Genomic DNA, 26,835 nt, shown 5'->3' on the forward strand with positions numbered 1-26,835 from the left:
CGGGCCATGACGACGACCATCGCCCAGATCTCCGACACCCATCTCAGCGACGACCGGCCTTATTTCAACGCCAATTTCGAGCGCCTGGCCGAGGCGTTGCGGGCGGCGAAGCCCGACCTGGTGATCAATACCGGCGACGCGACGCTCGACGGCTGCGACCGCGAGGCCGATCTGCGCCGCGCCAAGGCGATGCACGACGCGCTCGGCCTGCCCTACCACGTCATTCCCGGCAACCACGACACCGGCGACAGCCGCAATGTCGGCTCCAGGCAGGCGATCGACGATGTCCGGCGCGAGCGCTATCTGGAGGTCTTCGGCGCCGATCGCTGGAGCCGGGACGTCCCGGGCTGGCGGCTGGTCGGCATCAACGCCCAGCTCCTCGACTCCGGCCTCGCAGCCGAGGCCGAGCAGGCGCATTTCCTGCGCGACGCGCTGGCCGGGGCGCCGGGCCGCGCCGTCGCGCTCTTCCTGCACAAGCCGCTGTTCCAGCACACGGTCGAGGAGCCGCAGATCGGCGGCTGGTTCCTGACGCACCAGGCGCGCAACAACCTGCTCGGCCTGATCGCCGGCGCCGATGTGCGGCTGATCGCGTCAGGCCATCTCCATCTCTTCCGCCAGACGACGCCCTCGATGCGCCATGTCTGGGCGCCCTCGACCTCGTTCATCCTGCCCGACTATTTCGAGCCCGACTGGGGGCCGAAGGTCGTCGGCTATGTCGAGCATCGCCTGCACACGGACGGCCGCTCCGAGAGCCGCTTGGTCGAGCCGCCCGGCATGGTGCGCAACGACATGCAGGATTTCCCCGGCGCCTACGGCGACATCCGGGCCCGGGCGCTGAAGACGGCGTCACACGACTGAGACGGAGATCGGGCAGGTTGGCCCATGCCACCGTGGAGGCAGCCATGACCGTGCACGTCGCCCAGATCTCCGATACCCATCTCAGCGCCGACAAACCGTTCTTCAACGCCAACTTCGCCCGCCTGGGCGAGGCGCTGCACGAGGCGGCCGTCGACCTGGTGATCAACAGCGGCGACGTCTCGCTGAACGGCGCTGATCTCGATGTCGACCTGCGCCGCGCCCACGGCCTGCACGAGGCGCTCGACCTCGACTGGCTGGCGATCCCCGGCAACCACGACATCGGCGACAGCCAGGGCATCGGCTCGAAGCAGCCGATCGACGAGAACCGCCGCGCGCGCTACCGCGCGGTCTTCGGCGAGGATTATTGGGCGCATGATGTCCCCGGCTGGCGGCTGATCGGCGTCAATGCGCAGCTCGCCGGCTCCGATCTCGCGGCCGACGCCGACCAGGGCAGTTTCGTGCGCCACGCGGCGTCGACCGCCAATGGCCGCTCGATCGCGCTTTTCGTGCACAAGCCGCTCTACGACGCCTCGCCGGCCGAGACCATCCTCGGCGGACGTTTCCTGCCGCCGGCGGCGCGCGGCGGTCTGCTGTCGGCCTTCAACGGCGCGAAGCTGCGCCTGGTCGCCTGCGGCCACGTGCACCAGTTCCGCGACACCGATGGCGGCGACTGGCGCAACGTCTGGGCACCCTCGACGGCGTTCATCCTGCCAGACTTCTTTCAGCCGGCGTACGGGCCGAAGGTCGTCGGCTATGTCGACCACGCCTTCCACGCCGACGGCACGGTCGACAGCCGCCTCGTCCAGCCGCCGGCTTTGACGCAGCACAATCTCGAGACGATCCCCGAAGCCTACGGCGATCTGCGCATGCACCGGCATTGATCATCTGTCATCCCGAGCGCAGCGAGGGACCCAGGCCGAACGCCCTCGATCCCTCGCTGCGCTCGGGATGACAGAGTAGCGAATCAGATATGCACGGGGCCGCTCACACGGCCGGAATCGGGCGGACCGTCGATCAGCTTCGACGTGGCACGCCTGAGCACCTCGAGATAGCCGCGGCGCAGCTCCATCCTCGGCCCGAAGCCGCCGCCCAGCAGGGCGCGATGCGCAGCGGGCAGACGCCAGCACGGCACGAACAGGAACAGGTGGTGCTCGAGGTGGTAGTTCACCCAGTAGGGCGCGATCAGCAGCCGCTCGAGCCAGTTCGCCTTCGTCGTGCGCGTGTTGCGCAGCGGATCGTCGTTGTCGGGCACGACGGCGTGCTCGGCGATGTTCCTGACGCGGCTGACGAGCTGGTACCACGTCGCCATCGGCAGCAGCCATAGCGCCGGATAGAGCCACCAATGGCCCAGCGCGCTCAGGCCCGCGAGCAGGATGGCGTTGGTGACGAAGAAGCCACGCTCGTTGCGCAGCAGGTTGAGCAGGCGCCTGCCGAGAGCCTGATCGCGCGGCCCGATGGCGCGCAGGACCTGCTCGCTGCGGCGCTGATAGGCGGTCTGCCCGGTCATGTCGCGCAGCACCTTGCGCCACAGGCTGTTGCGCGTGATCGGGAACGGCGCCGACAGGCCAAGATCGGGATCCTCGGGCTGCTGTGTATGGCGGTGATGCGAGAGGTGATAAGGCCGGTACAGCGCCAGGCTGGCACCGACCGGCGCGCCGCACAGCCAGGTGCCGGCCCAGTCGTTCAGCCGCCTGTCGTCGAACAGCACGCCATGCGCGGCGTCGTGCATCAGGATGGCGATGCCGAGCTGGCGCGCGCCGATCACCGTGACGGCGACGATGAAGGTCAGTGGGTTGGGCCACCACGCGAAGAGCGCCATGGCGCCGAAGATCAGGCCCCAGGCGTGCAGCAGCAGCAGCGCGCCCACGAGGTCGGACTTGCCGCGCAGGGCGGCGATCTGCTCGCTGCTGACGTAGTCGTGCGGTTTGGCCAGCATCTGGCGCAAGCCTGAGCGCGCCATGCCGGCCTGTCAACGCGGCAGGAATGGCCTAAGTTAGGCCCATGACCAACAAGCACATTCGCACCGACGTTCTCGACATTGCCTGGGAGGACCACGGCTCTGCGGTCGGCGCGCCGGTGATCCTGCTGCACGGCTTCCCCTACGACGTGCGCGCCTACGACGAGGTGGCGCCGCGGCTGGCGGCGGCGGGCATGCGCGTGCTGGTGCCCTACCTGCGCGGCTACGGCCCGACGCGCTTCCTGTCGCAAGACACGCCGCGCTCGGGCGAGCAGGCGGCGCTGGGTCATGACCTGCTGCAGTTCATGGACGCGCTGCGCATCGCGCGCGCCACGCTGGCCGGCTACGACTGGGGCGGCCGCGCCGCCTGCATCGTCGCCGCGCTGTGGCCGGAGCGCGTCGCCGGCCTGGTAAGCTGCGGCGGCTACAACATCCAGGACATCGCCGCCTCGGTCGAGCCGGCGCCGGCCGAGCAGGAGCACCGCTTCTGGTACCAGTACTACTTCCACACCGAGCGTGGCCGCGCCGGCCTGACCAGGAACCGCCGCGAATTCTGCCGCCTGCTGTGGCGCCTGTGGTCGCCGGAATGGCAGTTCGACGAGGCGACGTTCGAGAAGACTGCGTCCTCCTTCGACAATCCCGACTTCGTCGATGTGGTGATCCAGTCCTACCGCCACCGCTACGGCTACGCGCCGGGTGACCCTGCGGTCGCGCCGATCGAGGCGAGGCTGGCGCAGCGGCCAAAGATCACCGTGCCGACCAAGGTGCTGCACGGCGGCCACGACGGCGTTGGGCCGGCCGCGCAATCAGAGAAGCACCAGCGCTTCTTCACCGGCCCATACCAGCGCCGCCTGCTGCCGCGCATCGGCCACAACGTGCCGCAGGAAGCCCCGATCGACTTTGCCGCCGCCATCCTCGACCTCGCCAAGGAACACCGTCCATGACCTCGATCGCTCTCATCGGCGCCGCCGGCAGTATCGGCAGCCGCATCCTCGACGAGGCGCTGGGTCGCGGTCATCCTGTCACCGGCACGACCCGCGATGCCGCGAAGTTGCCGCCTCGCGCCAACCTCACGCCAAGGGTGGTCAACACGGCCGATGTCGGCGCGCTGGCCGCCGTGCTTGGAGGTCACGACGTGGTTGTCGCCTCGATCAAGTGGAACGAGGCGGACATCCATCAGGTGCTCGACGCGATCCGTCGCGCCGGCGTGAAACGCGCATTGTTCGTGATCGGTGCCGGCAGCCTTCTGCGCAGCGACGGCCGCACGCATTTCGAGCACATGGCCGAGAAGGGCGTGCAGCCGCCGACCTCGAAGCCGGCGGCGCTGGCCTACGACGCGATCCGGGCCGCCGACGATCTCGACTGGACCGCGATCTCGCCGGCGGCGTCGATCCAGCCGGGCGAGCGCACGGGCAAGTTCCGCCTCGGGCTCGACCACCTACTGGAGGACGACAAAGGCGTGAGCCTGATTTCGCGCGAGGACTTCGCCGTCGCCATCCTCGACGAGATCGAGACGCCGAAGCACGTGAGGCGGCGCTTCACCGCGGCATACTAGGGCGCGGCGAGCGCGCGCTGGAATGCGGGCCGCCCGTGCAGGCGGGCGCGGTACGCGGCGGTGCGCGGGCCGAGCAGATTGTCGAGGCCGAACAGGCCGACGAGGTGCAGCGGATAGCCGAGCGAAATGTCGGCCAGCGTGAACCGGCGGGCAGCGAGAAACTCGCATCCCTCCAGATGCTTCTCCAGCGAGGTCAGCCGGATGCCGGCGTTGTCGCGCGCGTCGGCCATGATGGCGTCGATGTCCGGGCTCTTGCGCTCGAGGCGGCCGACCGTCGCAATGCGCGACAGCGGCGTCATCAGCGTCGACTCGCCGTACCACAGCCATTGCAGGAACTGGATTCGATCCGACTCGCCCGGTGCAACGATCAAGGATGGATCGTGCTTCGCGGCCAGGTGCTCGCAGATCGCCATCGACTCGGTCAGCACCTGCCCATCATCGACCAGCGCCGGCACGGCACCGGTCGGATTGACCGACAGATACTCGGGCTGCAGCCTGCGTGGCGGAAACTGCAGCGACTTCACCTCGGCCTTGATTCCGAGCTCCTCGAGAATCCACAGCACGCGCAGCGAGCGCGTATTGCGGGCATGGAAAACGGTCAGCATCAGTCGAGCGTCTCGAAGAGGCGTGCCGCCAGGTAGGTGCGCGACATCAGCGACGAATAGTAGATCTGCTCGAAGGCGGCATGCGCGCCCTTGCCGTCGGCGCCCAGGCCGTCGAGCGTCGGGATGCCGAGCGCGGCGGTGAAGTTGCCGTCGCTGCCGCCGCCGGTCAGCGGCACGTCGTTGAGCTCCTTGCCGATCTCGGCGTAGATCGCACGCGCCTTGCCGAACAGCGCCTCGATCCCGGCATCCTTGCGGTAGGGCGGCCGGTTCATGCCGCCTTCGACCTTCACTTCGACATCCTCGCCGATCGCCTGCAGGCCGAGCAGCGCCGCCTCCATCTCGGCCGCGGTCGCGGCATCGGGCACGCGCAGATCGACCTCCGCGGTGGCCTCGGCCGGCACGACGTTGACGCCGGTGCCGCCGCTGACCAGGCCGACATTCACCGTGATGTCGCGGCCGTAATCCGTCATCGCCTCGATGCGCACGATCTGGCGCGCCAACTCGAGGATGGCGCTGCGGCCGTCCTGGTGGCGCACGCCGGAATGGCTGGCGCGTCCTCTCACCGTGACGACAAAGCGCCCGACGCCCTTGCGCGAGGTCACCACGCGATCGCCGTCGCGGCCGGGCTCCATCACCAGCGCGTACTTGGCGTGCCGCGCCGCCGCCTCGATGCGCGCGCGCGAGGTCGGGCTGCCGACCTCCTCCTCCGGAATGAACAGGAAGGTCACCGGCAGCCGGCTCTTCTTGCCCTGCCGGATCAGGTGGCGCATGGCGTAGTAGGCGATGTAGCCGCCGGCCTTCATGTCGTAGATGCCGGGGCCGAAGATCGCGTCGCCCTCGCGGCGAACCTTCAGGTCCTTCTCGATCATGCCGATCGGATGCACGGTGTCGAGGTGGGCCAGCACCAGGATGCCCGGCCCCTCGCCCCACGGCGTCCTGCATTCGAGGATGTCGCCGAAGCCGTCGCGCCCGGGCGTGCGCTCGATCTTCATGCCCAGCCCGGCCATCTGGCCCTCGACCTTGTCGACGACGCGGTTGACCGCGGCCGCATCGTGGCTCGGGCTTTCGATCTCCACCCACTCGACGATGCCGGCGAGCACCTCGTCGGCATCGATGCGCGGTTCGTTCTTCAGCGGCGTGTCCATGTCCTCCTACTCCTGTACTCCCTTCTCCCCGCGAAGGCGGGGAGAAGGTGCCGAGCGCAGCGAGGCGAATGAGGGGCTTCGCGGCGCATCAACAGCATCGATCCAGTTGCACGGTCGCGAAAGCCCCTCATCCGGCGCTTCGCGCCACCTTCTCCCCGCCTTCGCGGGGAGAAGGAAAATCAGTCAGATCGGATCCCAGGTGAAGTACTCGGGCGAACGCCGCATGTCGATGAAGCCGGGCTTCAGCGCCGGCACCGCCGTCTCGGCGATCTTCTCGAGCGTCCAGCCGTCCGACATGTGCACCGAGCGCACCGGGCGGTTGGCCGAGAACAGCATGATCTCGTTCATGCGCACGCCGAAGATCTGCGAGGTCACGCCCTCGGCCGCGTCGCTCAGCAGGAACACCGCCATCGGCGCCACCTTGGCCGCGGTCATCTTCTTCGACCGTTCCAGCCGCGCCACCTGCTGCGGCGTGTCGGCGGGGATGGTGCCGATCATGCGCGTCCAGGCGAAGGGCGAGATGCAGTTGGAGCGCACGTTGAACGCCGCCATGTCGAGCGCGATCGAGCGCGACAGGCCGACGATGCCCATCTTGGCCGCCGAGTAGTTCGCCTGGCCGAAATTGCCGACGAGGCCCGAGGTCGAGGTGAAGTGCACGAAGGCGCCCGACTTCTGCTCCTTGAAGTAGTTGGCGGCGGCGCGGCTGACGTTGAAGCAGCCGTTGAGATGCACGTCGATGACCTGCTTCCAGTCGAGATGGCTCATGCGGTGGAAGATGCGGTCGCGCAGGATGCCGGCGTTGTTGATCACACCATCGATCCTGCCGAAGGTCTCCACCGCCTGCTTGATCATCGCTTCGGCCGAGGCCGGATCGGACACGCTGCCGAAATTCGGCACGGCGACGCCGCCCGCCGCCTTGATCTCGTCGCAGACCTTCTGCGCCGGGGTGGAGCTGCCGGCGCCCTCGCCGTCGACCGCGCCGCCCAGGTCGTTGACCACGACCTTGGCGCCCTCGGCGGCCGCGAGCAGCGCCATCTCGCGCCCGATGCCGCCGCCCGAACCGGTCACCAGCACCACCTTGTCCTTCAGCATGTTCGGCATGTCGGGCTTCCCTCTCCAATCGATTCGCCGCGGCCATTTAGGCCGATTGGCGCGCCGATGGAAAGCGCGGCAGCTATGCGCGGGCCCGTGCCGTTTCGCTATTCGTACCCGCCGATGATCGGCAGGATCTCGCCGGTGATGTAGCTGGAGCAATGCGACGAGGCGAGGAAGACGAAGGCCGGCGCGATCTCCTCGGGCTGGGCCGGCCGCTTCATCGGCGTCCTTGCACCGAACTCCGCCACGTCCTCGGCCTTCTTGTCCGCCGGATTGAGCGGCGTCCACACCGGCCCGGGCGCCACGGCGTTGACCCGGATGCCGCGCGGCAGCAGGTGGCTGGCCAGCGAGCGGGTGAAGGCATGGATGCCGCCCTTGGTCATCGAGTAGTCGAGCAGCGCCTTGCTGCCGTGCAGACCGGTCACCGAGCCGTTGTTGATGATCGCACCGCCCTTGCCGAGGTGCGGCGCCGCAGCGCGCGCCATGAAGAAATAGCCATAGAGATTGGTCTTCAAGGTGCGGTCGAAGTGTTCCTCGGTCAGCGCCTCGATCTCGGTCTCGTGCAGCTGGAAAGCGGCGTTGTTGACCAGCACGTCGAGCCGGCCCAACCGATCCACGGTGCGCTTCACCGCCGTCTCGCAGAACCTGGCCTTCGATACGTCGCCGGCGATCACCAGGCATCGCCGGCCCTCGGCCTCGACGGCCTGGCGGGTGATCTCGGCGTCTTCCGCCTCGTCGAGATGGACGATGGTGACGTCGGCGCCCTCGCGCGCGAACAGCACGGCGACGGAACGGCCGATGCCGGAATCGCCGCCGGTGATCAGCGCCACCTTGTCCTGAAGCTTGCCCGAGCCCTTGTAGAACGGCGCGTCGTAGAGCGGCGCCGGATCGAGACGCGACTCCTCGCCCGGCTTGGCCTGATGCTGCCTGGGAAACGGCGGCTCGGGATAGTGGCGCGCCCCGGCCTGGATCGCCAAGCGGCTCTTGCGGCTCGGCCGCCGCCGATCCGCCCGATCCACGCGACGCTGCAGGGCACGATGCTTGGACGCCGTACGGCGCGCCGCGCGAGTCGCATTCGCTGACGAGGCCATGTCCATCCCTCCGCCGATCCGTGGTGTCAGGCCAACGCCACGTCCGGCGGCGAGTTCCTGCTAGTCGTCGAGCTCCAGCGCCTGCCGGGCGGGACAGGCGAACGTCCAGATGACGCCAGCCGGCGCGTACTCGAGCTTCGCCTTGCCGCCCAGCGTGCCCGACACCATGCGCTCGATCACCGTCTGCCCGAACCCGGTGCGTGTCGGCGTCTGGACGGGCGGCCCGTCGTGCTCCGACCAGCCCATCGAGAAATCGCGCCCCTCGCCCTGGCCGGTCAGCGACCAGACGATACGGACCCGGCCGCCGTCCTGCGACAGCGCGCCGTACTTCACGGAGTTGGTCGCCAGCTCATGCAGCGCCATGCCGACCGCCTGGGTCGCCGACGGCAGGAGCCGCACCGGCGGCCCGTCGATGCGGAGGCGCCGGCCGGCATCGGCGAAGTGCGCCACCTGCGATTCGACGAGCCGGGCCAGATCCACGCCGTTCCAGTTGCCCGACACCAGCAGGTTGTTGGACGCGGCGATGCCCGAGATGCGCTGCGACAGGCGTTCGGCATAGGTCCTGGGGTCGCCGCTGTCGACGGTCTGTCGGGCGATGGCCTGGATCACCGCCAGGAGGTTGTTGGCCCGATGATTGACCTCGTGCATCAGCAGGCGGTTGTCCTCCTCCGCCTTCTTGCGCTCGGTGATGTCGAGCGCCGAGGTCAGCAGGCACTGCTCGCCGCGCAGCTCGACCAGGGCACCGGACAGCAGGTAGGTGCGCGGCCCCCGGCTGCCGCGCAGCACCGTCTCCAGCTCGGTGAAATAGCCCTGCTTCTCCAGCAGGTCGCGCACGAGGCGGTGATTGTCCGGATCGTTGTAGAACCCCAGATCGCGCACGGTGCGGCCGATGACCTGCTCGCGCGTCAGCCCGCTGGCACGCAGGCCGGCGGCGTTGATGTCGACGTAGCGGCCCTCCTTCAGCGTCGTGATGCTCATGGGATGGGCGGCGGCGTTGAACGCCTTGGAGAAGCGCTCCTCGCTCTCACGCAGTGCGCCCTCGAAACGCTTGCGCTCGGTGACATCGATGTCGACGCCGCTGTAGCGCACCGGCTTGCCGGACCTGTCGCGCACCACCCGCCCGCGGCCGAAGATCCAGCGCAGCTCGCCGTCCGACGGGCGGATGATGCGGTACTCCGAATCGTACACGTCGATCCCTTCGGCCACGGAGCGCTGGAAGCCGTCGATGACCCGGGGCGCGTCGTCGGGATGGCGCACCGCGCGGATCACATCGGCATGCACCGGCGCAGCCGAGGGCTCCAGCCCCATCAGCCGGAAAAAGGTCGGGGTGGCGCGAACCAGGTCGGTGGCGAGGTCGCGATCCCAGATGCCGATGCCGGCCGATTGCTCGGCCAGTGCGAGCAGCTCGTAGCTCTCCCGCAGGGCATCGCTGAGGTCCCGAGGATCGTCGGTGTCGGACGCGAAGAACGACGGGGTCGGGGTTGTCATGGGCCTGACCAGCGGGACGGCCGGCAACCCTAGGCAACACGCCGGATTTCGACAAGGACACTCGATCAGCGCTGGCCGGCCGTGCGCAGCAGCCGGGCGGCGAACAAGGCGGCGAAGGCAAAGGGCAGCTGCGCCAGGATCAGCGGCATGGGGATGGCGCAGGCCCTGGTCGTGCAGCCGATCCATTCGCCGACCAGCGGCAGGGCGCGGTCGTAGCCGCCCAGGCCGGTGGTGATGGCGACCGCGACGGTGCCCAGAGCGCCCATGCCCATCTGCGCCAGGCCGACCAGCGAGGACGCCGTGCCGGCCAGTCGCGGATAGAGCCCGACGGCGCCGGCGTTCGAGTTGGGCACGACCAGGCCCGAGCCGAAGGAGCAGATCATGAACGGCACCATGATCGACCACCACTCGAGGATGCCGCCGATCGACAGGGCGGCGATGATCGTGAGGCCGGTGATGTGAAACAGCGGCGCCACCTGCAGGATCGTCGTCGGTCGCACCCGGCCGATCAGCCGGTTGTTGGCGAAGCCGCCCAGGGCGAAGCCGGCGACGCCGATGACGCTGAGATAGCCGACTGTGCGCGGCGTGAAGCCCAGCGTGTCCTGCAGGATGAACGGCGTGCCGGCGATCATGCCGAAATTGATGCCGAAGATGAATCCCATGGTCAGCGCGAAGCCGAGGAAGCGGCGGTCGCGCAGCATCTCGCCACTGCCGCGCGCGAAGGCCAGCAGGTTGAGTGTCACCGCGCGATGCCGGTTGGTCTCGGCCACGCCCAGCGCGACGATCGCGAACAGGCCGAGCGAGAACACCGTCAGCGCCCAGAACGTCGCCTGCCAGCCGAACCATTCGCCGAGATGGCCGCCGATCAGCGGCGCCAGGGCCGGCGCGATGTTCACGCCGATCGAGATCCAGCTCATCACCCGCGGCAGTTCGGCGAACTCGTAGATGTCGCGGGTCAGCGCCCGGCCGATCACCGAGCCGGCGCAGGCGCTCAGGCCCTGCATCACGCGCAGCACCACCAGCTCGCCGATCGTGCCGGCGAGCGCGCAGCCGGCCGAGGTCAGCGCGAAGAGCAGCAGGCCGACCAGCAGCACCGGCCGGCGGCCGAAGCGGTCGCTGAGCGGGCCGAAGAAGATCTGGCCGGCGGCGAAGCCCAGCATGTAGGTGGTGAGGGTGAGCTTCACGCCGTCGGGCGTGGCGCCCAGCGATGCGCCCACCACCGGCATCACCGGCGAATAGATGCTCATCGACAGCGGGCCGAACGAGGCCAGCGCCACCAGCAGGACGGTATAGCCGGCGGAGCGCGGTACCAGGGCGAAGCTCACGCGTTGGCCGCCGTCTTGGTCTCCGCTTCACCCTCGGCGGCGAAATCGCCTTCGATCGACCCACCGCTCATCGCCGCGTGCATCCTGGGATACTCGCGTCGGAAGCACTCGGCGATGGTGTCGAAGGGGATGTCGGCATAGACCCCGCGATAGGCGAGGTACTCCATGTGCCGCCGGCCGGCCATGTCGAAGGGATGGTAGATCGAGTCGCTCTCGCCATCCCATTCCAGCGGCTTCAGGCCGAAACGCTCGGTGAGCTGGCGATTGAACGCGGGCGTCGCCTTGATCCAGCGCCCGTCGAGGCCGACATCGACATAGCCATGGAAGTAGAAGACGTCGGTGCCCATGAACTCGGTCATGCGCCTGGTCGTCATGTGGTTGCGCACGTCGGCGTAGCCGACCCGTGCCGGCACGCCGACGGCGCGGCACGCCGCGGCCATCACGCCGGCCTTGTTGATGCAGTAGCCGTGGCCCGCCGCCAGGGTCGCGCTCGCCCTGTAGGCGTCGGGCCGCAGCGGCGTGGTGTAGGGGTCGTAGCGAATGTCGTCGCGCACGGCGTGATAGAGCCGCAGCGCCTTGGCGCGCGACTCGCCGGCGTCGCCTACCACGTGGCGCGCCCATGCCGCGATTTCCGGGTGGTTACTGTCGATCAACGCGCCCGGCTTCAGCCAGTCGGCCGGGCCGCTGCCGTCCACCACTACGTCGTCGCGCGGAAAGGTCCTGAGGTCGATGCTCATCGCAGCCCCATGCCCGCCGCACGCACCGCCGTCAACTGAAGTTGCGCGCCGCCGCTCGCGGCCCGAAAGTGGGGATTGGAGGACCGTCCATGAAGCTCAGCACCGATCGAATCCTGGTCACCCATGTCGGCAGCCTGCCGCGCCCCGCCGTGCTCGACGACCTGCTGATCCGTCAGGAGGCCGGCGAGGCGGTCGACGAGTCGCTGCTGGCGCGCGAGGCGGCCGAGGCGGTGCGCAACGTCGTGGCACGGCAGATCGAGGCCGGCATCGACATCGTCAACGACGGCGAGCAGCCGCGCGTCGGCTTCCAGACCTACATCGTGCGCCGCATGTCGGGCTTCGGCGGCGAGTCCAAGCGCCCCCGCGCCAAGGACATGCAGGAGTTCCGCATCTACGCCCGCCAGCTCGCCCAGCGCCTGTCGCGCCGGCCGAAGGTTGCAAATGCTCCACAGGCCATCGCCGACGTGCGCTACGGCACGCTCGAGGAGGCGCAGGCCGAGGCGACGATGATGAAAGAGGCGCTCAAGGCGCAGAAGACGCAGCCGCTCGAGACCTTCATGACCGCGCCCTCGCCCGGCATCATCGCCACGACGATGCTCAACGCGCACTACGACAGCCACGAGGCCTATGTCATGGCCCTGGCGCGCGAGCTGGTCCGCGAGTACCGCTTCGTCGTCGACCAGGGCTTCACCCTGCAGATCGACGCGCCCGACCTGGCGATGGAACGCACCATGCTGTTCCAGGACAAGTCGCTGGCCGAGTTCCTCGCCATCGTCGAGCTGCACGTCGCGGCGATCAACGTGGCGCTGGGCGACATCCCGCGCGAGAAGGTCCGACTGCATTGCTGCTGGGGCAATTGGGAGGGCCCGCACATCCACGACGTGCCGCTTTCCGACATCCTGCCGCTGCTCTACGCCGCCAACGCCGGCGCGCTCAGCCTGGAGTTCGCCAACCCGCGCCACGCCCACGAGTACCCGGCGTTCAAGCGCTTCCCCCTGCCCGCGGACATGTCGCTGATGGCCGGCGTGCTCGACACCACGACCAATTTCGTTGAGCACCCCGAGCTGATCGCCAACCGGCTGTGCGAGGCGGCGGCCGCGATCGGCGATCGCGAGCGGGTGATCGCCAGCACCGATTGCGGCTTCGGCACCTTCGCCGGCTCGGCCTACGTCGCCGAGGACGTGGTCTGGGCCAAGCTCGCCGCCGCACGCGAAGGTGCGGATATCGCGAGCAAGCGGCTGTGGAGCTGAACCCTCCCTGTCATCCCGAGCACAGCGAGGGATCCAGGGCGGTCCGAGATCCCTCGCTGCGCTCGGGATGACAGTCAGGTCGGGGCGTTCACCAGGAAATGGATCTGCGCCGCGGCCACCGGCCGCGCGCGATCCTCCTGCCAGGCCTCGACCGATACGTTGACCACGCGGCGGCCCTGCTTGGTCACCGTGGCCTTGGCGATGGTGTCGACCGGCCGGCCGGAGCGCAGATAGTCGACGGTGATGTTGACGATCTTGGGCAGGGTCTCGTTGTCGAGCTCCCACAGCAGGTGGAAGATCGCCGCCATCTCCATCAGCGCGCCGATCGTGCCGCCGTGCAGCGCCGGCAGGTGCGTGTTGCCGATCAGGTCGGGCCTGTAGCGCAAGCGGGTGAGCAATTCGCCGGTCGAGTTCTCCGGCGCCATGCCCATCCACTGCGCATAGGGAATCGCCTCGGCCAGCGCCGCGAGATTGCCCTCGTCGCGGGCCTTGCGCAGGCGTTCGAGGTGGAGGCTCACGACGGGCCCCCGGCGAAACGCGCGCCCAGGGTCTGGGCCTGGATCACCGAACCCTTGGTGCCCATCATGAAGGTGCCGGCCGACGAGGCGATCGGATCGGCGGGATCGCCGTGATGCGCCACGGCGCGGGTGAAGGCGACGTTGTTGGTGAGCTTGAAGCACTCGGCCTCGGCGATCACCGCCTGCCGGGGCGTCGCCGGCTTGATGTAGTCGATGCGCAGATCGAGCGTCGCGAAGGGCAACGGCTCCTTCAGCATCGTCGCCACCGCCATGCCGCTGCAGGCGTCGAGCATGGTGGTGATCGCACCGCCGAACAGCACCCCGGTCTCGGCATCGCCGACAAGGTGCGGCTGCCACTGCAGCTGCATCGTGACGACGCCCCGGCGCACGCCGACGACCCGCAGGCCCAGCGCCTTGTTCTGCGGGATGGTGTCGGAGAACCATTCCTGGAACAGCGCCAGGGCTCGTTCGGGCATGGTCTCGAAAATGGAGGTGGGCTTGTCGGCCATCGCCTACAGCCCCATCTGCCGCGCCGCGAGGTCCTTCATGACCTCGAGCGAGCCGCCGCCGATAGTCATGACCTTGGTCTCGCGATAGATGCGCTCGACCTTGGCGCCGCGCAGATAGCCGGCACCGCCGAAGATCTGCATCGCCTCGTTGGCGACGTATTCCAGGGTGGTCGTGGCGAAATTCTTCAGCATGCAGATCTCGGCCACCGGCCGCTCGCCCTGGTGCACGCGCCAGGCCAGCAGCTCCAGGTTGGCCTTCACCGCGTTCACCCGCATCGCCATGTCGACGATCTTGTGGCGGATCACCTGGTTGGCGATCAGCGGCTTGCCGAACGTATGGCGCTCGCGCGCGTAGGCGATGGATTCGTCGAGGCAGACGCGGGCGAAGCCGTGCGCGCCGGCGGCCAGCCCGATGCGCTCCTGGTTGAAGTTCAGCATGATGCCGATGAAGCCGCGGTTCTCCTCGCCGATCAGGTTCTCGACCGGCACCCTGACGTCGTCGAAGAAGAGCTGCGCGGTGTCCGAGGCCCACCAGCCCATCTTGCGCAGCTTGGTGCGCGAGAAGCCGGGCCGGTCGCGCTCGATCAGCAGCAGCGAGACGCCCGACGCGCCCGGCCCGCCGGTGCGCACTGCCACGGTGTAGTAGTCGGCGCGGAACCCCGACGTGATGAACATCTTCTGGCCGTTGACGACGTAGTGATCGCCCTCGCGCCTGGCCGTGGTGCGCAGATTGGCGACATCGGAGCCGCCGCTGGGCTCGGTGATGGCCAGCGCGCTGATCTTCTCGCCGCTCAGGATCTCCGGCAGCACCTTGCGCTTCATCCAGTCCGGCCCCAGCGCGGCGATCGGCGGGGCGCCGATGGAATGGCTCATCAGCGAGGCGTTGACGCCGCCGCTGCCGGCCTTGGCCAGTTCCTCGCTGACGACGATGCGGTAGAACGGGTCGGTCGGCACGCCGCCGTATTCCTCAGGGTAGCCCAGCTGCAGCAGGCCGATGGCCGACGCCTTGCGATAAAGCTCGCGCGGGAACTCGCCGGCTTCGTCCCATTCGTCGACATAGGGCGCGATCTCCTTCGCCACGAAGCGGCGCAGCGTGTCGCGAAAGGCCTCGTGCTCGGCGGTGTAAAAAGGGCTCGCCGGCGAGGCCGGCGGAATTGATTCCCGCAGGGCGGTACTCATGGTCGGCTGTCGTCTCCCGAAGTCCAGCCCATTCATAAACGGATTCACGGAAACCTGTCTCGCTCGGCGAGACGCGGCGGCTTTACAGCGCGGGACGACTCCGATATTGGCGATGAGGTGATGGTGACGCGAGATCGCCCACGGGAGGACAGAAGCTGGTTACGTTTCTGCAGTTGCTGCTCAACGGAGTCGCGGTCGGCTGTATCTATGGCTTGGTCGCCCTCGGCTTCGTACTGATCTACAAGGCGACCGAGCTGGTCAACTTCGCCCAGGGCGATCTGCTGATGCTGGGCGCCTTCGTCGCCTACATGGCCGTCGTCTGGTGGGGCTGGGACTACTGGCTCGGCTTCGCGCTCGCCGTGGTCGTCGTCGCCCTGTTCGGCGCTCTCCTCGACCGCACCATCCTGCGCAAGGTGATCGGCCAGCCGCAGTTCGCCGTGGTCATGCTGACCATCGGCCTGGGCGCGATGTTCCGCACTTTCGCCAGCGTCACCTGGGGGTCGGAGATCTACACCCTGCCGACGCCGTTCTCCGGCGCCACGGTGATCGCCGGCGTAACCTTCAGTGACCAGTACCTGTCGATCGTGGTCGGCACCTTCCTGCTATGCGGCGTGCTCTACGCCTTCTTCAACTACACCCGCATCGGCGTGGCCATGCAGGCGACCTCGCAGAACCAGCTGGCTGCCTACTACATGGGCATTCCGGTCAAGCTGATCTTTTCGCTGATCTGGGCGATCTCGGCGGCGACGGCGGCGATCGCCGGCATCCTGCTGGCGCCGGTCACCCTGATCGACATCAACATGGGCCTGCCGGTTGCGCTCAAGGCCTTCGCGGCGGCGGTGCTGGGTGGCTTCGGCTCGATCCCCGGGGCGCTGGTCGGCGGCATCATTATCGGGCTGATCGAGCTCTTCGCCGGCCGCTTCCTGCCCGAAGGCTTCAAGGACGCGGCCCCCTACGTCGTGCTGCTGATCATGCTCGCGGTCCGCCCGCAGGGCCTGTTCGGCACGCTGGGCCGCAAGAAGGTGTAGGGGCGGCCATGCGTTTCCTCTTCAAGACCTCGTACAACCAGGACATCGGTCTGTTCCGCGACCGCGTCGACATGTTCTGGTACGGCCTGCTCGGCGCAATCGTCGTGGCCTTGCCGCTCTGGCTCTCGACCTACTACGTCACCGAGATCAGCCTGGTGCTGATCTACGGCATCTGCGGCGTCTCGCTGATGGTGCTGGTGGGCTATACCGGGCTGATCTCGCTCGGACACGCGGCCTTCCTCGGTATCGGCGCCTACGCCCACGGCTACTTCCTCAAGATCGGGATCCCGTGGATTCCGTCGATCGTCATGGCCGTCGCGATCACCACCGCCTGCGGCCTGATAGTCGGCCTGCCGGCGCTCAGGATGACCGGCATCTACCTGGCCATCGCCACGCTGGCCTTCTCCCTGATCATCCAGGAGGTCTTCAACCGCTGGACGACGGTCACCCAGGGCTTCGACGGCCTGCCGGTCGCGATGCCGGAGATCCTCGGCATTTCCTTCGACAAGACGGCCTTCTACTACCTCTGCCTCTTCTTCCTGGTGCTGTGCCTGTGGCTGACGCGCAATCTGCTGCGCTCGCCGACCGGCCGCGCCTGGGTGGCGATCCGCGACAGCGAGATCGCGGCGCAGTCGATGGGCGTGCACCTGGCGATCTACAAGTCGAGCGCCTTCGCCTATTCGGCCGGCCTGATGGGGTTGGCCGGCGCGCTGTTCGGCCACAAGGTGTCGTACCTCGCGCCCGACACCTTCAACATCCTGCTGTCGATCAACTTCCTGCTGCTGGTGATCGTCGGCGGCCTGGGCTCGCTGCACGGCGCGATCTTCGGCGCGATCTTCGTCGTGCTGCTGCCGCCGGCCATCTCGATCCTGCGCGACGAGATTCCGGCCGGGTTGTCCAGTGTGGCGGCAGCCACCGGCATCGGCGTGATCGGCGGCATCGGCCAGGCTGTCGGTGCCTTCCTCAGCAAGCCCGGCGTCGAGGCCGGAATTCTCGGCCTGATCCTGGTGCTGGTGATCCTGCTCGAGCCGCGGGGAATATACGGCCGCTGGGTGAAGATCCGGGTCTTCTTCTCGACGTTCCCGATGTACAAGCGCGCCACCTTCAAGCGCCAGAAGAGCTACATGAAGTCGGAGCGGCTGCGGTGAGTCTCTTCCAGGTCGACAACCTCTCGATCAACTTCGGCGGCATCAAGGCCGTCGACGGCGTGACCTTCGACGTGGCGAAAGGCGAGGTCTTCACCATCATCGGCCCCAACGGTGCCGGCAAGACGACGATCTTCAACCTGGTCAGCCGCATCTACGAGCCCAGCGGCGGCCGTCTGGTCTTCGAGGGTAACGAGATCACCCGCGTGCCGCCGCACCGCATCGCGCGGCTGGGCATCGCGCGAACCTTCCAGAACATCGAGCTGTTCGAGCACGCCACGCTGCTGCAGAACCTGCTGCTGGCGCGCCACGCCCACAAGACATCCGGCTTCTTCGCGGAGCTGCTGTTCCTGCCCTCGGTGCGGCGCATGGAGGTCGAGCACCGCGAGGCCGTCGAGAAGGTCATCGAATTCCTCGACCTGCAGCAGTACCGCGACAGCTTCATCGTCAACCTGCCTTACGGCGTGCGCAAGGTGACAGAGCTGGCGCGCGCACTGTGCACCGATCCGAAGCTCTTGCTGCTCGATGAGCCGTCCTCCGGACTCAACGTCGAGGAGACCGAGGACATGGCGTTCTGGATCCAGGACATCAAGAACCTGCTGGGCGTCACCGTGCTGATGGTCGAGCACGACATGAAGCTCGTGTCGGCGGTGTCCGACCGGGTGCTGGCGCTGAACTACGGCCGACCGATCGCCACCGGCACGCCTTCGCAGGTGCAGAGCCACCCCGACGTCGTGCGCGCCTATCTCGGAGGCTGAGGTCCGCATGTCCGAAGCCCAGCTCAGGGTCAGCAACATCGAGACCTACTACGGTCCGATCATGGCCATCCGCGGCGTGTCCTTCGAGGTGCGCCAGGGCGACATCGTCACCATCCTCGGCGCCAACGGCGCCGGCAAGACCACGGTACTGAAGACGGTCAGCGGCGTGATGGACCCGCAGAAGGGCTCGGTCACCTTCGAGGGCCGGGAAATCCAGCGCATGGACCCCGACAAGATCATGCGCCTGGGCATGAGCCACGTTCCGGAGGGCCGCGAGGTCTTCCCCTTCCTCAGCGTGCGCGAGAACCTGCGCATGGGCGCCTATACCCGGCGCGACACCGATGAGGTCGCCAAGGACCTCGAGACGGTGTTCGGCTACTTCCCGGTGCTCAAGGAGCGCGCCGACCAGCGCGCCGGCTCGCTGTCGGGCGGCGAGCAGCAGATGCTGTCGATCAGCCGCGCGCTGATGGCGCGCCCCCGCCTGATGCTGCTCGACGAGCCGTCGCTGGGCCTGTCGCCCAAGCTGGTGAAGGAAATCTTCGATATCATCGTGCGCATCAACAAGGAGCGCGGCGTCACCATCCTGCTGGTCGAGCAGAACGCCAACATGGCGCTGCAGGTCGCCGACTACGGCTACGTGCTGGAGGTCGGGCGCATCGTCATGGCCGACACCGGCGAGCGCTTGCTGCAGAAGGACGACATCAAGGAGTTCTACCTCGGCATCAAGGAACAGGGCGCCCGCGGCCAGCGGCGCTGGAAGAAGCGCAAGACATGGCGTTGACCCTCTGTCGTTCCGAGCGGAGCGAGGAGGCCGGGAACCGGCATGGATTCCTTGCTTCGCTCGGAATGACAGGGCAGCCGGGATGCGGTAGGTAGGACGCAACGAGAGCAGGCCGATCAGGGAGGGCCGCCTGACATGAATGCGGATGTCCACGCGGGCTCGATCGGGAAGATCGAGATCGAGGGCCGCGACACCATCCCGAAGCTGTTCTGGCACCAGGTGCGCGCGCGCGACTCCAGGACGGCGTTCCGCGAGAAGACGCTTGGCATCTGGGGCTCGACCAGCTGGCGCGAGTATGGCGAGCGGGCGCGGGCGGTGGGCATGGGTCTGGTGTCTCTCGGCCTGGCGCGCGGCGATGTCGTCTCCATCCTCGCCGAAACCATCCCGGCGTGGCTCTACGCCGACATGGGCATCATGGGCGCCGGCGGCGTATCCAACGGCATCTATCCGACCGACGCGGCCAAGCAGGTCGAGTACATCCTCAACGACAGCGCCTCGCGCTTCGTGTTCGTCGAGAACGAGGAGCAGCTCGACAAGTTCCTCGAGGTCCGCGCGCGCACGCCGCAGATCCGCAAGGCCTTCATATTCGACATGGAGGGCCTGGCCGGGTTCAGCGACCCGCAGGTCATGCCGTTCGAGGAGCTGCTGAAGCTCGGCCGCGAGTACGACACGGCGCATCCCGGCAAGTGGGAGGAGCTGGTCGCCGCCTCGCGGGCGGAGGAGCTGGCGCTGCTGGTCTACACTTCCGGCACCACGGGGCCGCCCAAGGGCGCGATGCTGTCTCACCGCAACGTTATCTTCCAGCTCAGCAACGCCGACGCCTTCATCCCCATGCGCGAGGGCGAGGAGCAGCTGGCGTTCCTGCCGCTGTGCCACGTGGCGGAGCGCACCTTCACCGCCTTCCTGCCGCTGCGCTCCGGCGCCATCGCCAACTTCGCCGAGAGCGTCGAGACGGTGCCGGACAACGTGCGCGAGGTGGCGCCGACGACATTCTTCGCCGTGCCGCGCATCTGGGAGCGCTTCTATACCGGCATCGCCATCCGCATGAAGGAGGCGACCTGGATCGGCCGCACCGCCTATCGCTGGGCGCTCGGCGTCGGCATGAAGCTGGCCGAGACGAAGCTCGAGGGCCAGGAGCCCTCGGCGTGGCTGAAGCTGCAATACGCCGTCGCCGACTACTGCGTGCTCGACAACATCAAGCGCGCCATCGGCATGCACCGCGTGCGCTTCGCCGGGACCGGCGCCGCGCCGATCGCCCCCGACCTGATCCGCTGGTACCGCGCGCTGGGCATCGACATGCGCGAGGTCTACGGCCAGACCGAGAATTGCGGCCTGGCCACCGGCATGCCCGACCGCATCAAGCTCGGCACGGTGGGCGTGGCCGCGCCGCGCACCGAGCTCAAGCTCTCGCCCGAGGGTGAGATCGTGCTGCGCGGGCCGCATGTCTTCATGGGCTACCTGAACCAGCCGGAGAAGACCGCCGAGGCGCTGCGCGACGGCTGGCTGCACACCGGCGACGTCGGCACGATCGACAACGAGGGCTATGTCCGCATCACCGACCGGATGAAGGACATCATCATCACCGCCGGCGGCAAGAACATCACGCCCTCGGAGATCGAGAACCAGCTGAAGTTCTCGCCCTACATCTCCGACGCGGTGGTGGTGGGCGACCGGCGCAAGTTCCTGACCTGCCTGGTGATGATCGACTACGACAGCGTGTCGAAATTCGCCCAGGACAGCAACGTGCCGTTCACCGACTTCACCTCGCTCTGCCGCGCGCGCGAGGTGCAGGACCTGATCTGGTCGGAGATCGAGAAGGTCAACCAGGGATTCGCGCGGGTCGAGACGATCAAGAAGTTCAGGCTGCTCGAGCACCAGCTCACGGCGGAGGACGACGAGGTCACGCCGACCATGAAGCTCAAGCGCAAGTTCGTGAACGAGAAGTACAAGGGATTGATCGAAAGCATGTACGCGGAAGCCGCGTAGGTTCCCGCCCACAGGGGCTGTGTCAACAACGGGAGGAACAAGGGATGCGTCAGAAACTGGCTATCGCTACGATCGCGGCGCTCGGCGCGGCGATCGCGACGGGCGCGGCCGCGCAGACGCGCGGCGTCAGCAAGACCGAGATCACCCTGGGCATGCACACCGACCTGAGCGGCGTGGCGGCGACCTACGGCGTGTCGTCGTCGAACGCGGTGCGCATGCGCTTCGACGAGATCAACGCCGCCGGCGGCATCAACGGCCGCAAGATCAAGCTGATCATCGAGGATCAGGCCTACCAGGTGCCCAAGGCGGTGCAGGCCTGCAACAAGCTGATCAATCGCGACAACGTGTTCGCCTTCGTGGCCCCGCTGGGCACGCCGATGAACAACGCCTGCTTCAAGGACCAGCTCGCGGCCAACGTGCCGAACCTGTTCCCGCTGTCGGCGGCGCGACAGATGTACGAGCCGTTCCACCGCCTGAAATTCTACGGCGCGGCCTCGTACGTCGACCAGATGCGTTCGGCGGTCGACTACTTCGTCAAGCAGAAAGGCAAGAAGAAGATCTGCACGATGTACCAGGACACTGACTTCGGCAAGGAGGTGATCGAGGGCGTCGAGCAGCAGGCCAAGAAGCTCGGCATCAAGGTCGTCGAGCACGCCGCCCACAAGCCGACCGATCAGGACTTCACCGCGCCGATCACCAAGCTCAGGGCGGCCGGCTGCGACCTGATCGCCATGGGCACCATCGTGCGCGACTCGATCGTGCCCTACAACACGGCGCGCAAGATGGGCTGGACCGATGTCGACTTCGTCGGCTCGGCCGCGGTCTATGATCTCGTGGTCGGCGCCGCGCAGGGCATGGATGGCTTCTACGGCATGGGGCTCACCGAGATGCCCTACGCAGACAGCCCGGTCGCCAGCGTCAAGAAGTTCGTCGCCGACTACAAGGCGAAGTACAACATCGATCCCAACATCGGCGCGGTCTACGGCTATGTCGCCGCCGACCTCACGGTCGTCGGGCTCAAGAACGCCGGCGCCGACCTGACGCTCGACAGCTTCGTCAAGGGCCTGGAGTCGATCAAGGGCTACAAGGACATCTTCAACGGCCCGGAGGTGAACTTCAGCGATAAGACCCGCCAGGGCGCCGCCTCGTCGTTCCTCGCGGTGGTCAAGGGCGGCCGCTGGACCCGCGTGACCGAGCCGCTCGGCTTCTGACCGGCACGTTCCATCAAGCGAGAGGCCCGGGCATGTCCCGGGCCTTTTCTTTTCCCTGCCATCCTCCGCGCGGCTAATCTCCGCGCGATCCCTGAAGGAGGAAAGGCATGGCAGGTCGCGTCGCAGGCAAGGTCGCGCTCATCACCGGCGGCGCGTCGGGGCTGGGCCTGGCGACGGCCAGGCTGCTCGCCGGCGAAGGCGCGAAGGTGGTGATCACCGACGTGCAGAAGGACAAGGGGCCGAAGGCGGCGGCCGAGATCGGCGGCGAGGCGATGTTCCTCGAGCACGACGTCACCAGCGAGTCGCGCTGGAAGGACGTCGTCGACGAGACGGTGAAGCGCTTCGGCCGGCTCAACGTGCTGGTGAACTCCGCCGGCATCGCCTGGCCGGACGGTTCGATCGAGAGCGTCAGCCTCGCCGACTTCAAGCGCATGATGAGCGTGAACTGCGAGGGCACGTTCCTGGGATGCCAGAACGCGATCCGCGTCATGAAGGGAAACGGCCAGCCCTGCTCTATCGTCAACATCTCCTCCGTCGCCGGCCTGGTGAGCGGCTGGCAGATGGCGGCCTACTCGCCCTCCAAGGGCGCGGTGCGGCTGCTGACCAAGAGCGTGGCGCTGCACTGCGCGCGCGCCGGCTACGACATCCGCTGCAACTCGGTGCATCCCGCGTTCATCGACACGCCGATGGTGCAGCAGGGCCTCGCCGCCGACACCGATCCCGACAAGGCGCGCAAGCGGCTGCTGCGCATGGTGCCGATGGGCAAGATCGGCGAGCCCGACGACATCGGCTACATGATCCTCTATCTCGCCTCGGACGAATCGAAGTTCACGACCGGCGCCGAGATGGTGGTCGACGGCGGCTGCACGGCGATGTGAGGGGCAGATGGCGGATCTCGACAACCGCGTCGCCATCGTCACCGGCGGCGCCTCGGGCATCGGCGCGGCGAGCTGCCGCCTGCTGGCGCGCGAGGGCGCCATCGTCGTGGTGGCCGACGTGCAGGACGATCTGGGCGAGAAGGTCGCGCGCGACATCGGCGGCACCTCCGTGTACCGCCGTCTCGACGTCACCCGCGAGGCCGACTGGCAGCGCGTCGTCGACGACACGCTGCAACGCTGCGGCCGGCTCGACATCCTGGTCAACAACGCCGGCATCTCCGGCGGCATGGGCAATATCGAGACCACCACGGTCGAGAACTGGGAGCGCGTGCACGCCATCAACCTCGACGGCGTCTTCCTCGGCTGCAAGCACGGTATCGGCGCGATGAAGCGCACCGGCCCGGCCAAGCCGGCGTCGCAGGGCGCGATCGTCAACATCTCCTCGATCGCCGGCATCGTCGGCGCCGCCGGACCCTGCGCCTATACCGCCAGCAAGGGCGCGGTGCGGCTGCTGACCAAGAGCGTGGCGCAGCATTGCGCCGAGAAGGGCTACGCCATCCGCTGCAACTCGGTGCATCCCGGCGGCATCGACACGCCGATCTTCAATCTGCTGTGGCAGGTCATGGGCCATGAGGCGGGCAAGGCCTTCATCGGCGCGCGCCATCCGATCGGCCACATGGGCGAGCCCGAGGACATCGCCGAGGCGGTGCTCTATCTCGCCTCCGACCGCTCGCGCTTCGTCACCGGCTCGGAGCTGGTGGCCGATGGCGGTATCACCTCAGGCATCCAGAGGACGGCGCTCAATGCCCCGCGTTGACCAAAAGACGGTGATCGTCACCGGCGGCGCCTCGGGCATCGGCGCCGAGAGCGCGCGGCTGCTGGTGCGTGAGGGCGCCAGGGTCGTGATCGCCGACCTCAACGAGGCCGGCGGCGGCGCGCTGGCCGCCGAGCTGGGCGACGCCGCCCTCTTCTTTCGCCTCGACACCACGGTCGAGAGCGAGTGGCAGGCCTGCATCGCCGCCGCCCTGCAGCGCTTCGGCGGGCTGCACGGCGTGGTAAACGCCGCCGGCGTCGGTGTGGGCGGCGACGTCGAGGAGGCCTCGCTCGAGGACTTCCAGCGCGTCTGCCGCATCAACGGGCTGGGCGTGTTCCTGGGCTGCAAGCACGGCGTGCTGGCGATGAAGGGCAATCCGCCCGACCGGCCGGGCTCGATCGTCAACATCTCCTCCGTCCTGGGCCTGCGCGGCATGGCGCGCGCGCCGGCCTATGCCGCCAGCAAGGGCGCCGTGCGCCTGCTGAGCAAGAATGTGGCGATCCATTGCGGCACCATGGGCTATCCGATCCGCTGCAACTCGGTGCATCCCGGCTGGATCGACACGCCGATGATCGCGCCGCGCCTGGCCATGACCATCGACAACATGAGCGGCCGGCAATACCTCGAGAGCCTGCATCCGATGGGACGGCTGGGCCGGCCGGAGGAGATCGCCCGGCTGATCCTGTTCCTGATCTCCGACGAATCCTCGTTCAGCACCGGGGCGGAATTCGTGGCCGATGGCGGGGTGACGGCCTGAGCCTTGCCCGCCGCCCGGCCGCGTGATACCGGGCGTCATTCCCCCTCATTGCGAGAGAGCGTCATGTTGCCAGCCAACATCCGTTTCGACGACGACGATGACGACGAGCCCGACAAGAAGGAGAAGATGGCCGAGCACGGTGAGGCGCGCGACAAGACCGCGGCGATCGAGGAGCGGCTGTTCAAGGCGCGCACCGTCCTGATCTACGGCGGCATCGACCAGAAGCTGGCACGGGAGGTCTCGGCGCGGCTGCTGGCGCTGCAATCGGCCGGCGACGATCCGATCACCGTCTACATCAACAGCCAGGGCGGCCACGTCGAATCGGGCGACACGATCTACGACATGATCAAGTTCGTGAAGCCGGAGGTGCGGGTGGTGGGCACGGGCTGGGTCGCCAGCGCCGGCGCCCTGATCTACGCCGCGGCCAAGCGCGAGAACCGCTACAGCCTGCCCAACACCCGCTTCCTGCTGCACCAGCCCTCGGGCGGGGCGATGGGATCGGCCTCGGATTTCGCCATCCAGGCCAAGGAGATCCTGCGCATGCGCCGTCGGCTCAACGAGATCTTCGCCGCCGAGACCGGCCAGCCGCTGGAGCGCATCGAGAAGGACACGGAGCGCGACTACTGGATGAGCGCGCAGCAGGCAGTGGAATACGGCCTGGTCGGCAAGATCGTGCAGAACGCCACCCAGATCGCCTGAGCGCGGGGCGGCCCAACGACAGATACCGGCGGCCGGCGATCAGCCGGCCGTTTCCGTTTCGGGGTCGGCCTGAACGCTCAGGCGATGGTGATCACGCGCAGCGAGGCGGGCACGGCGAGCATCACGAACGCCAGCGCAATGCCGATTTCGACGAACGGCGTGACGAACCTGCGGACCTTGGGTGCGTCGGCGGCGACGAACATCGTCTCTCTCCAAATATATGCGGTCGACAATGCGCGCCTGGGCCGGGGGAGCGGACGCGTCCTTCTTTTCATCAGGTGGCGCCGCACGGTGGGAAATCCGCAGGAGCGTCACCGGTCGACATCGATCAGCCCAGCCAATCTCCGTCTTACCAATGCATAAACTGCTCCCGCTAAAGCGGACTGTCAATTGGATTCACACAGTCATTGAAAATATAACCGTGTATAAACAGTATGTTACAGTCATTTGGTAAAGTGGCATTTTGGGTGACGGTTCATGGACACCTCAAAAAGTTCATTGAATTCAATGTATTATGACGATTATTTAACGATTGATCTTGGAAGCTTCGTGCGCCGCCTAGGCTAACTCGCAATGGTCACGCCGGCATCGGCGATGATCGTCTGACCGGTGATGAAGGCGCCGGCCTTGGAGGCCAGCAGCACGGCGATGCCGCCGATGTCCTCGGGCTCGCCGATGCGGCGCAGCGGCGCCGACTGCAGGCGCTTGTTGAGGTAGGCCGGATCGTCCCACAGCGCCTTGGCGAAGTCGGTCTTCACCAGGCCCGGCGCGATGGTGTTGATGCGGATGTTGTCCGGCCCCAACTCGATGGCGAGGTTGCGCGCCAGCTGCATGTCGGCGGCCTTGGAGATGCCGTAGGCGCCGATCACCGGCGTGCCGCGCACGCCGCCGATCGACGAGACGATGATGATCGCGCCGTCCTTCTTGGCCCGCATGTCGGGCAGGCACTGCGTGATCAGCCAGATGTTCGACAGGATGTTGTTCTGCATGATCTTCATGAAGGCGTCGTCGGGCATTTTCTCGGTCGGCCCGTAATACGGGTTGGTCGCGGCGTTGCAGACCAGGATGTCGATCGGCCCGAGCTGCCTGCGGGCCTGCGCGATCAGGTTCTCGCACTGCGCCTTGTCGGAGATGTTGCAGGCGATGGCCACCGCCTGGCCGCCCGCCTCGTTGATCCTGGCGGCCACCTCCTCGCAGGCCGGCAGCTTGCGGCTGGAGATCACCACTTTGGCGCCCTGCAGCGCGAGTTGCTCGGCGATCGACCTGCCGATGCCCTTGCTCGAGCCGGTGACGACGGCGACCTTGCCGGTGAGGTCGAAAAGCGGCGACGCCATGGGATTGCCTCCGGGTGACGAAACGGCGCGCAAGGTGGCGTGGCGACAGCCCGGCGGCAAGCGCGCGTGGCTGTGCGGTTCGTCAGGCGAACGTCGCTTGCCTGCCGCCCGGCGACGTGCTGCAACAGGCAC

Annotated in this window: 27 protein-coding genes; 15 read left to right on the plus strand and 12 right to left on the minus strand. The window is 67.6% G+C overall.

All coding sequences use genetic code 11. The features are described from left to right. Window positions 1–6: 6 nt before the first annotated feature. Together KF889_12060 and KF889_12065 are read left to right on the plus strand one after the other, a co-directional pair. Complete coding sequence (locus tag KF889_12060; GenBank protein MBX3500171.1) at window positions 7–858, plus strand: metallophosphoesterase; 852 nt, start codon at window positions 7–9, stop codon at window positions 856–858. Window positions 859–902: 44 nt separating this feature from the next. Further along, complete coding sequence (locus tag KF889_12065) at window positions 903–1,739, plus strand: metallophosphoesterase (protein ID MBX3500172.1); 837 nt, start codon at window positions 903–905, stop codon at window positions 1,737–1,739. Between the two features lie 83 nt (window positions 1,740–1,822). Here the strand turns inward: KF889_12065 and KF889_12070 are convergent, their stop codons facing one another. Beyond that, window positions 1,823–2,794, minus strand: a complete 972-nt coding sequence (locus KF889_12070; protein ID MBX3500173.1) for a fatty acid desaturase family protein — start codon at window positions 2,792–2,794, stop codon at window positions 1,823–1,825. Window positions 2,795–2,859: 65 nt separating this feature from the next. On the opposite strand from KF889_12070, the gene KF889_12075 reads away from it, so the two are divergent. Together KF889_12075 and KF889_12080 are read left to right on the plus strand one after the other, a co-directional pair. Then, entirely contained in the window at window positions 2,860–3,759 is a 900-nt protein-coding gene (locus tag KF889_12075) for an alpha/beta hydrolase (protein MBX3500174.1), read from the plus strand. Continuing rightward, complete coding sequence (locus KF889_12080; GenBank protein ID MBX3500175.1) at window positions 3,756–4,370, plus strand: NAD(P)H-binding protein; 615 nt, start codon at window positions 3,756–3,758, stop codon at window positions 4,368–4,370. Before KF889_12075 ends, KF889_12080 begins: the two co-directional genes overlap by 4 nt. Here the strand turns inward: KF889_12080 and KF889_12085 are convergent. The 7 genes from KF889_12085 to KF889_12115 form a co-directional block, all read right to left on the minus strand. Beyond that, window positions 4,367–4,975: a glutathione S-transferase family protein gene (locus KF889_12085; GenBank protein MBX3500176.1), complete on the minus strand. Its 609-nt coding sequence runs from the start codon at window positions 4,973–4,975 to the stop codon at window positions 4,367–4,369. The two genes, KF889_12080 and KF889_12085, sit on opposite strands and share 4 nt — an antisense overlap. After that, the gene (locus tag KF889_12090; GenBank protein MBX3500177.1) at window positions 4,975–6,120 is read right to left on the minus strand and encodes a M20 family metallopeptidase; all 1,146 of its coding nucleotides are present in this window, start codon (window positions 6,118–6,120) and stop codon (window positions 4,975–4,977) included. The genes KF889_12085 and KF889_12090 overlap by 1 nt, the downstream gene beginning before the upstream one ends. Before the next feature lie 183 nt (window positions 6,121–6,303). Further along, window positions 6,304–7,221 (minus strand): SDR family oxidoreductase, encoded by a 918-nt coding sequence (locus KF889_12095; GenBank protein MBX3500178.1) that lies wholly within the window; start codon window positions 7,219–7,221, stop codon window positions 6,304–6,306. A gap of 98 nt (window positions 7,222–7,319) precedes the next feature. Further along, window positions 7,320–8,306, minus strand: a complete 987-nt coding sequence (locus KF889_12100; GenBank protein MBX3500179.1) for an SDR family oxidoreductase — start codon at window positions 8,304–8,306, stop codon at window positions 7,320–7,322. Window positions 8,307–8,366: 60 nt separating this feature from the next. Beyond that, window positions 8,367–9,794 (minus strand): PAS domain S-box protein, encoded by a 1,428-nt coding sequence (locus KF889_12105; protein ID MBX3500180.1) that lies wholly within the window; start codon window positions 9,792–9,794, stop codon window positions 8,367–8,369. Window positions 9,795–9,859: 65 nt separating this feature from the next. Next, window positions 9,860–11,119 (minus strand): multidrug effflux MFS transporter, encoded by a 1,260-nt coding sequence (locus KF889_12110; protein MBX3500181.1) that lies wholly within the window; start codon window positions 11,117–11,119, stop codon window positions 9,860–9,862. Continuing rightward, on the minus strand, window positions 11,116–11,856 hold the full coding sequence (locus KF889_12115) for a transglutaminase domain-containing protein (protein MBX3500182.1): 741 nt from the start codon (window positions 11,854–11,856) through the stop codon (window positions 11,116–11,118). Before KF889_12115 ends, KF889_12110 begins: the two co-directional genes overlap by 4 nt. 89 nt (window positions 11,857–11,945) lie before the next feature. Here KF889_12115 and KF889_12120 point away from each other — a divergent pair, with 89 nt between their 5' ends. Next, entirely contained in the window at window positions 11,946–13,106 is a 1,161-nt protein-coding gene (locus KF889_12120; protein MBX3500183.1) for a cobalamin-independent methionine synthase II family protein, read from the plus strand. Window positions 13,107–13,180: 74 nt separating this feature from the next. Here KF889_12120 and KF889_12125 read toward each other — a convergent pair whose 3' ends face one another. The 3 genes from KF889_12125 to KF889_12135 form a co-directional block, all read right to left on the minus strand. Further along, entirely contained in the window at window positions 13,181–13,537 is a 357-nt protein-coding gene (locus KF889_12125; protein MBX3500184.1) for a PaaI family thioesterase, read from the minus strand. 83 nt (window positions 13,538–13,620) lie between these two features. After that, window positions 13,621–14,100 (minus strand): PaaI family thioesterase, encoded by a 480-nt coding sequence (locus tag KF889_12130; GenBank protein ID MBX3500185.1) that lies wholly within the window; start codon window positions 14,098–14,100, stop codon window positions 13,621–13,623. Between the two features lie 36 nt (window positions 14,101–14,136). After that, a complete protein-coding gene (locus KF889_12135) occupies window positions 14,137–15,312 on the minus strand; it encodes an acyl-CoA dehydrogenase family protein (protein MBX3500186.1) in 1,176 nt (391 codons plus the stop codon). 155 nt (window positions 15,313–15,467) lie between these two features. Between KF889_12135 and KF889_12140 the strand changes: the two genes are divergently transcribed. The 10 genes from KF889_12140 to KF889_12185 all read left to right on the plus strand — a co-directional run bounded on the left by KF889_12140 (window position 15,468) and on the right by KF889_12185 (window position 25,369). Then, the gene (locus KF889_12140; GenBank protein MBX3500187.1) at window positions 15,468–16,340 is read left to right on the plus strand and encodes a branched-chain amino acid ABC transporter permease; all 873 of its coding nucleotides are present in this window, start codon (window positions 15,468–15,470) and stop codon (window positions 16,338–16,340) included. A gap of 8 nt (window positions 16,341–16,348) precedes the next feature. Next, window positions 16,349–17,488 (plus strand): branched-chain amino acid ABC transporter permease, encoded by a 1,140-nt coding sequence (locus KF889_12145; protein MBX3500188.1) that lies wholly within the window; start codon window positions 16,349–16,351, stop codon window positions 17,486–17,488. Further along, window positions 17,485–18,243, plus strand: coding sequence for an ABC transporter ATP-binding protein (locus tag KF889_12150; protein ID MBX3500189.1), 759 nt, complete (start codon window positions 17,485–17,487; stop codon window positions 18,241–18,243). The genes KF889_12145 and KF889_12150 overlap by 4 nt, the downstream gene beginning before the upstream one ends. Window positions 18,244–18,250: 7 nt before the next feature. Next, entirely contained in the window at window positions 18,251–19,024 is a 774-nt protein-coding gene (locus KF889_12155) for an ABC transporter ATP-binding protein (GenBank protein MBX3500190.1), read from the plus strand. 135 nt (window positions 19,025–19,159) lie between these two features. Next, window positions 19,160–21,010, plus strand: a complete 1,851-nt coding sequence (locus KF889_12160) for an AMP-binding protein (protein ID MBX3500191.1) — start codon at window positions 19,160–19,162, stop codon at window positions 21,008–21,010. A gap of 44 nt (window positions 21,011–21,054) precedes the next feature. Beyond that, window positions 21,055–22,221, plus strand: a complete 1,167-nt coding sequence (locus KF889_12165; protein ID MBX3500192.1) for an ABC transporter substrate-binding protein — start codon at window positions 21,055–21,057, stop codon at window positions 22,219–22,221. Between the two features lie 107 nt (window positions 22,222–22,328). Then, window positions 22,329–23,099: a glucose 1-dehydrogenase gene (locus KF889_12170; GenBank protein MBX3500193.1), complete on the plus strand. Its 771-nt coding sequence runs from the start codon at window positions 22,329–22,331 to the stop codon at window positions 23,097–23,099. Between the two features lie 7 nt (window positions 23,100–23,106). Next, window positions 23,107–23,916, plus strand: coding sequence for a glucose 1-dehydrogenase (locus tag KF889_12175; GenBank protein ID MBX3500194.1), 810 nt, complete (start codon window positions 23,107–23,109; stop codon window positions 23,914–23,916). Continuing rightward, complete coding sequence (locus tag KF889_12180) at window positions 23,903–24,670, plus strand: SDR family oxidoreductase (protein ID MBX3500195.1); 768 nt, start codon at window positions 23,903–23,905, stop codon at window positions 24,668–24,670. The genes KF889_12175 and KF889_12180 overlap by 14 nt, the downstream gene beginning before the upstream one ends. 63 nt (window positions 24,671–24,733) lie before the next feature. Beyond that, complete coding sequence (locus tag KF889_12185) at window positions 24,734–25,369, plus strand: ATP-dependent Clp protease proteolytic subunit (GenBank protein ID MBX3500196.1); 636 nt, start codon at window positions 24,734–24,736, stop codon at window positions 25,367–25,369. A 563-nt stretch (window positions 25,370–25,932) separates the two neighbouring features. On the opposite strand, the gene KF889_12190 is transcribed toward KF889_12185, so the two are convergent. Then, a complete protein-coding gene (locus KF889_12190; GenBank protein ID MBX3500197.1) occupies window positions 25,933–26,703 on the minus strand; it encodes an SDR family oxidoreductase in 771 nt (256 codons plus the stop codon). Between the last annotated feature and the right edge of the window lie 132 nt (window positions 26,704–26,835).

This window comes from Alphaproteobacteria bacterium (assembly GCA_019635875.1).
In the GTDB taxonomy this organism is placed as follows: domain Bacteria; phylum Pseudomonadota; class Alphaproteobacteria; order Reyranellales; family Reyranellaceae; genus JAFAZJ01.

What these genes read in the sequence shown, in the direction of transcription:
- KF889_12080 (MBX3500175.1), top strand. Translation starts at nt 3,756, where the DNA reads ATGACCTCGATCGCTCTCATCGGCGCCGCCGGCAGTATCGGCAGCCGC.
- KF889_12190 (MBX3500197.1), bottom strand. Translation starts at nt 26,703, where the DNA reads ATGGCGTCGCCGCTTTTCGACCTCACCGGCAAGGTCGCCGTCGTCACC.
- KF889_12090 (MBX3500177.1), bottom strand. Translation starts at nt 6,120, where the DNA reads ATGGACACGCCGCTGAAGAACGAACCGCGCATCGATGCCGACGAGGTG.
- KF889_12170 (MBX3500193.1), top strand. Translation starts at nt 22,329, where the DNA reads ATGGCAGGTCGCGTCGCAGGCAAGGTCGCGCTCATCACCGGCGGCGCG.
- KF889_12175 (MBX3500194.1), top strand. Translation starts at nt 23,107, where the DNA reads ATGGCGGATCTCGACAACCGCGTCGCCATCGTCACCGGCGGCGCCTCG.
- KF889_12180 (MBX3500195.1), top strand. Translation starts at nt 23,903, where the DNA reads ATGCCCCGCGTTGACCAAAAGACGGTGATCGTCACCGGCGGCGCCTCG.
- KF889_12120 (MBX3500183.1), top strand. Translation starts at nt 11,946, where the DNA reads ATGAAGCTCAGCACCGATCGAATCCTGGTCACCCATGTCGGCAGCCTG.
- KF889_12105 (MBX3500180.1), bottom strand. Translation starts at nt 9,794, where the DNA reads ATGACAACCCCGACCCCGTCGTTCTTCGCGTCCGACACCGACGATCCT.
- KF889_12130 (MBX3500185.1), bottom strand. Translation starts at nt 14,100, where the DNA reads ATGCCCGAACGAGCCCTGGCGCTGTTCCAGGAATGGTTCTCCGACACC.
- KF889_12115 (MBX3500182.1), bottom strand. Translation starts at nt 11,856, where the DNA reads ATGAGCATCGACCTCAGGACCTTTCCGCGCGACGACGTAGTGGTGGAC.
- KF889_12070 (MBX3500173.1), bottom strand. Translation starts at nt 2,794, where the DNA reads ATGCTGGCCAAACCGCACGACTACGTCAGCAGCGAGCAGATCGCCGCC.
- KF889_12145 (MBX3500188.1), top strand. Translation starts at nt 16,349, where the DNA reads ATGCGTTTCCTCTTCAAGACCTCGTACAACCAGGACATCGGTCTGTTC.
- KF889_12155 (MBX3500190.1), top strand. Translation starts at nt 18,251, where the DNA reads ATGTCCGAAGCCCAGCTCAGGGTCAGCAACATCGAGACCTACTACGGT.
- KF889_12160 (MBX3500191.1), top strand. Translation starts at nt 19,160, where the DNA reads ATGAATGCGGATGTCCACGCGGGCTCGATCGGGAAGATCGAGATCGAG.
- KF889_12075 (MBX3500174.1), top strand. Translation starts at nt 2,860, where the DNA reads ATGACCAACAAGCACATTCGCACCGACGTTCTCGACATTGCCTGGGAG.
- KF889_12095 (MBX3500178.1), bottom strand. Translation starts at nt 7,221, where the DNA reads ATGCCGAACATGCTGAAGGACAAGGTGGTGCTGGTGACCGGTTCGGGC.
- KF889_12165 (MBX3500192.1), top strand. Translation starts at nt 21,055, where the DNA reads ATGCGTCAGAAACTGGCTATCGCTACGATCGCGGCGCTCGGCGCGGCG.
- KF889_12135 (MBX3500186.1), bottom strand. Translation starts at nt 15,312, where the DNA reads ATGAGTACCGCCCTGCGGGAATCAATTCCGCCGGCCTCGCCGGCGAGC.
- KF889_12125 (MBX3500184.1), bottom strand. Translation starts at nt 13,537, where the DNA reads ATGGGCATGGCGCCGGAGAACTCGACCGGCGAATTGCTCACCCGCTTG.
- KF889_12185 (MBX3500196.1), top strand. Translation starts at nt 24,734, where the DNA reads ATGTTGCCAGCCAACATCCGTTTCGACGACGACGATGACGACGAGCCC.
- KF889_12100 (MBX3500179.1), bottom strand. Translation starts at nt 8,306, where the DNA reads ATGGCCTCGTCAGCGAATGCGACTCGCGCGGCGCGCCGTACGGCGTCC.
- KF889_12065 (MBX3500172.1), top strand. Translation starts at nt 903, where the DNA reads ATGACCGTGCACGTCGCCCAGATCTCCGATACCCATCTCAGCGCCGAC.
- KF889_12060 (MBX3500171.1), top strand. Translation starts at nt 7, where the DNA reads ATGACGACGACCATCGCCCAGATCTCCGACACCCATCTCAGCGACGAC.
- KF889_12085 (MBX3500176.1), bottom strand. Translation starts at nt 4,975, where the DNA reads ATGCTGACCGTTTTCCATGCCCGCAATACGCGCTCGCTGCGCGTGCTG.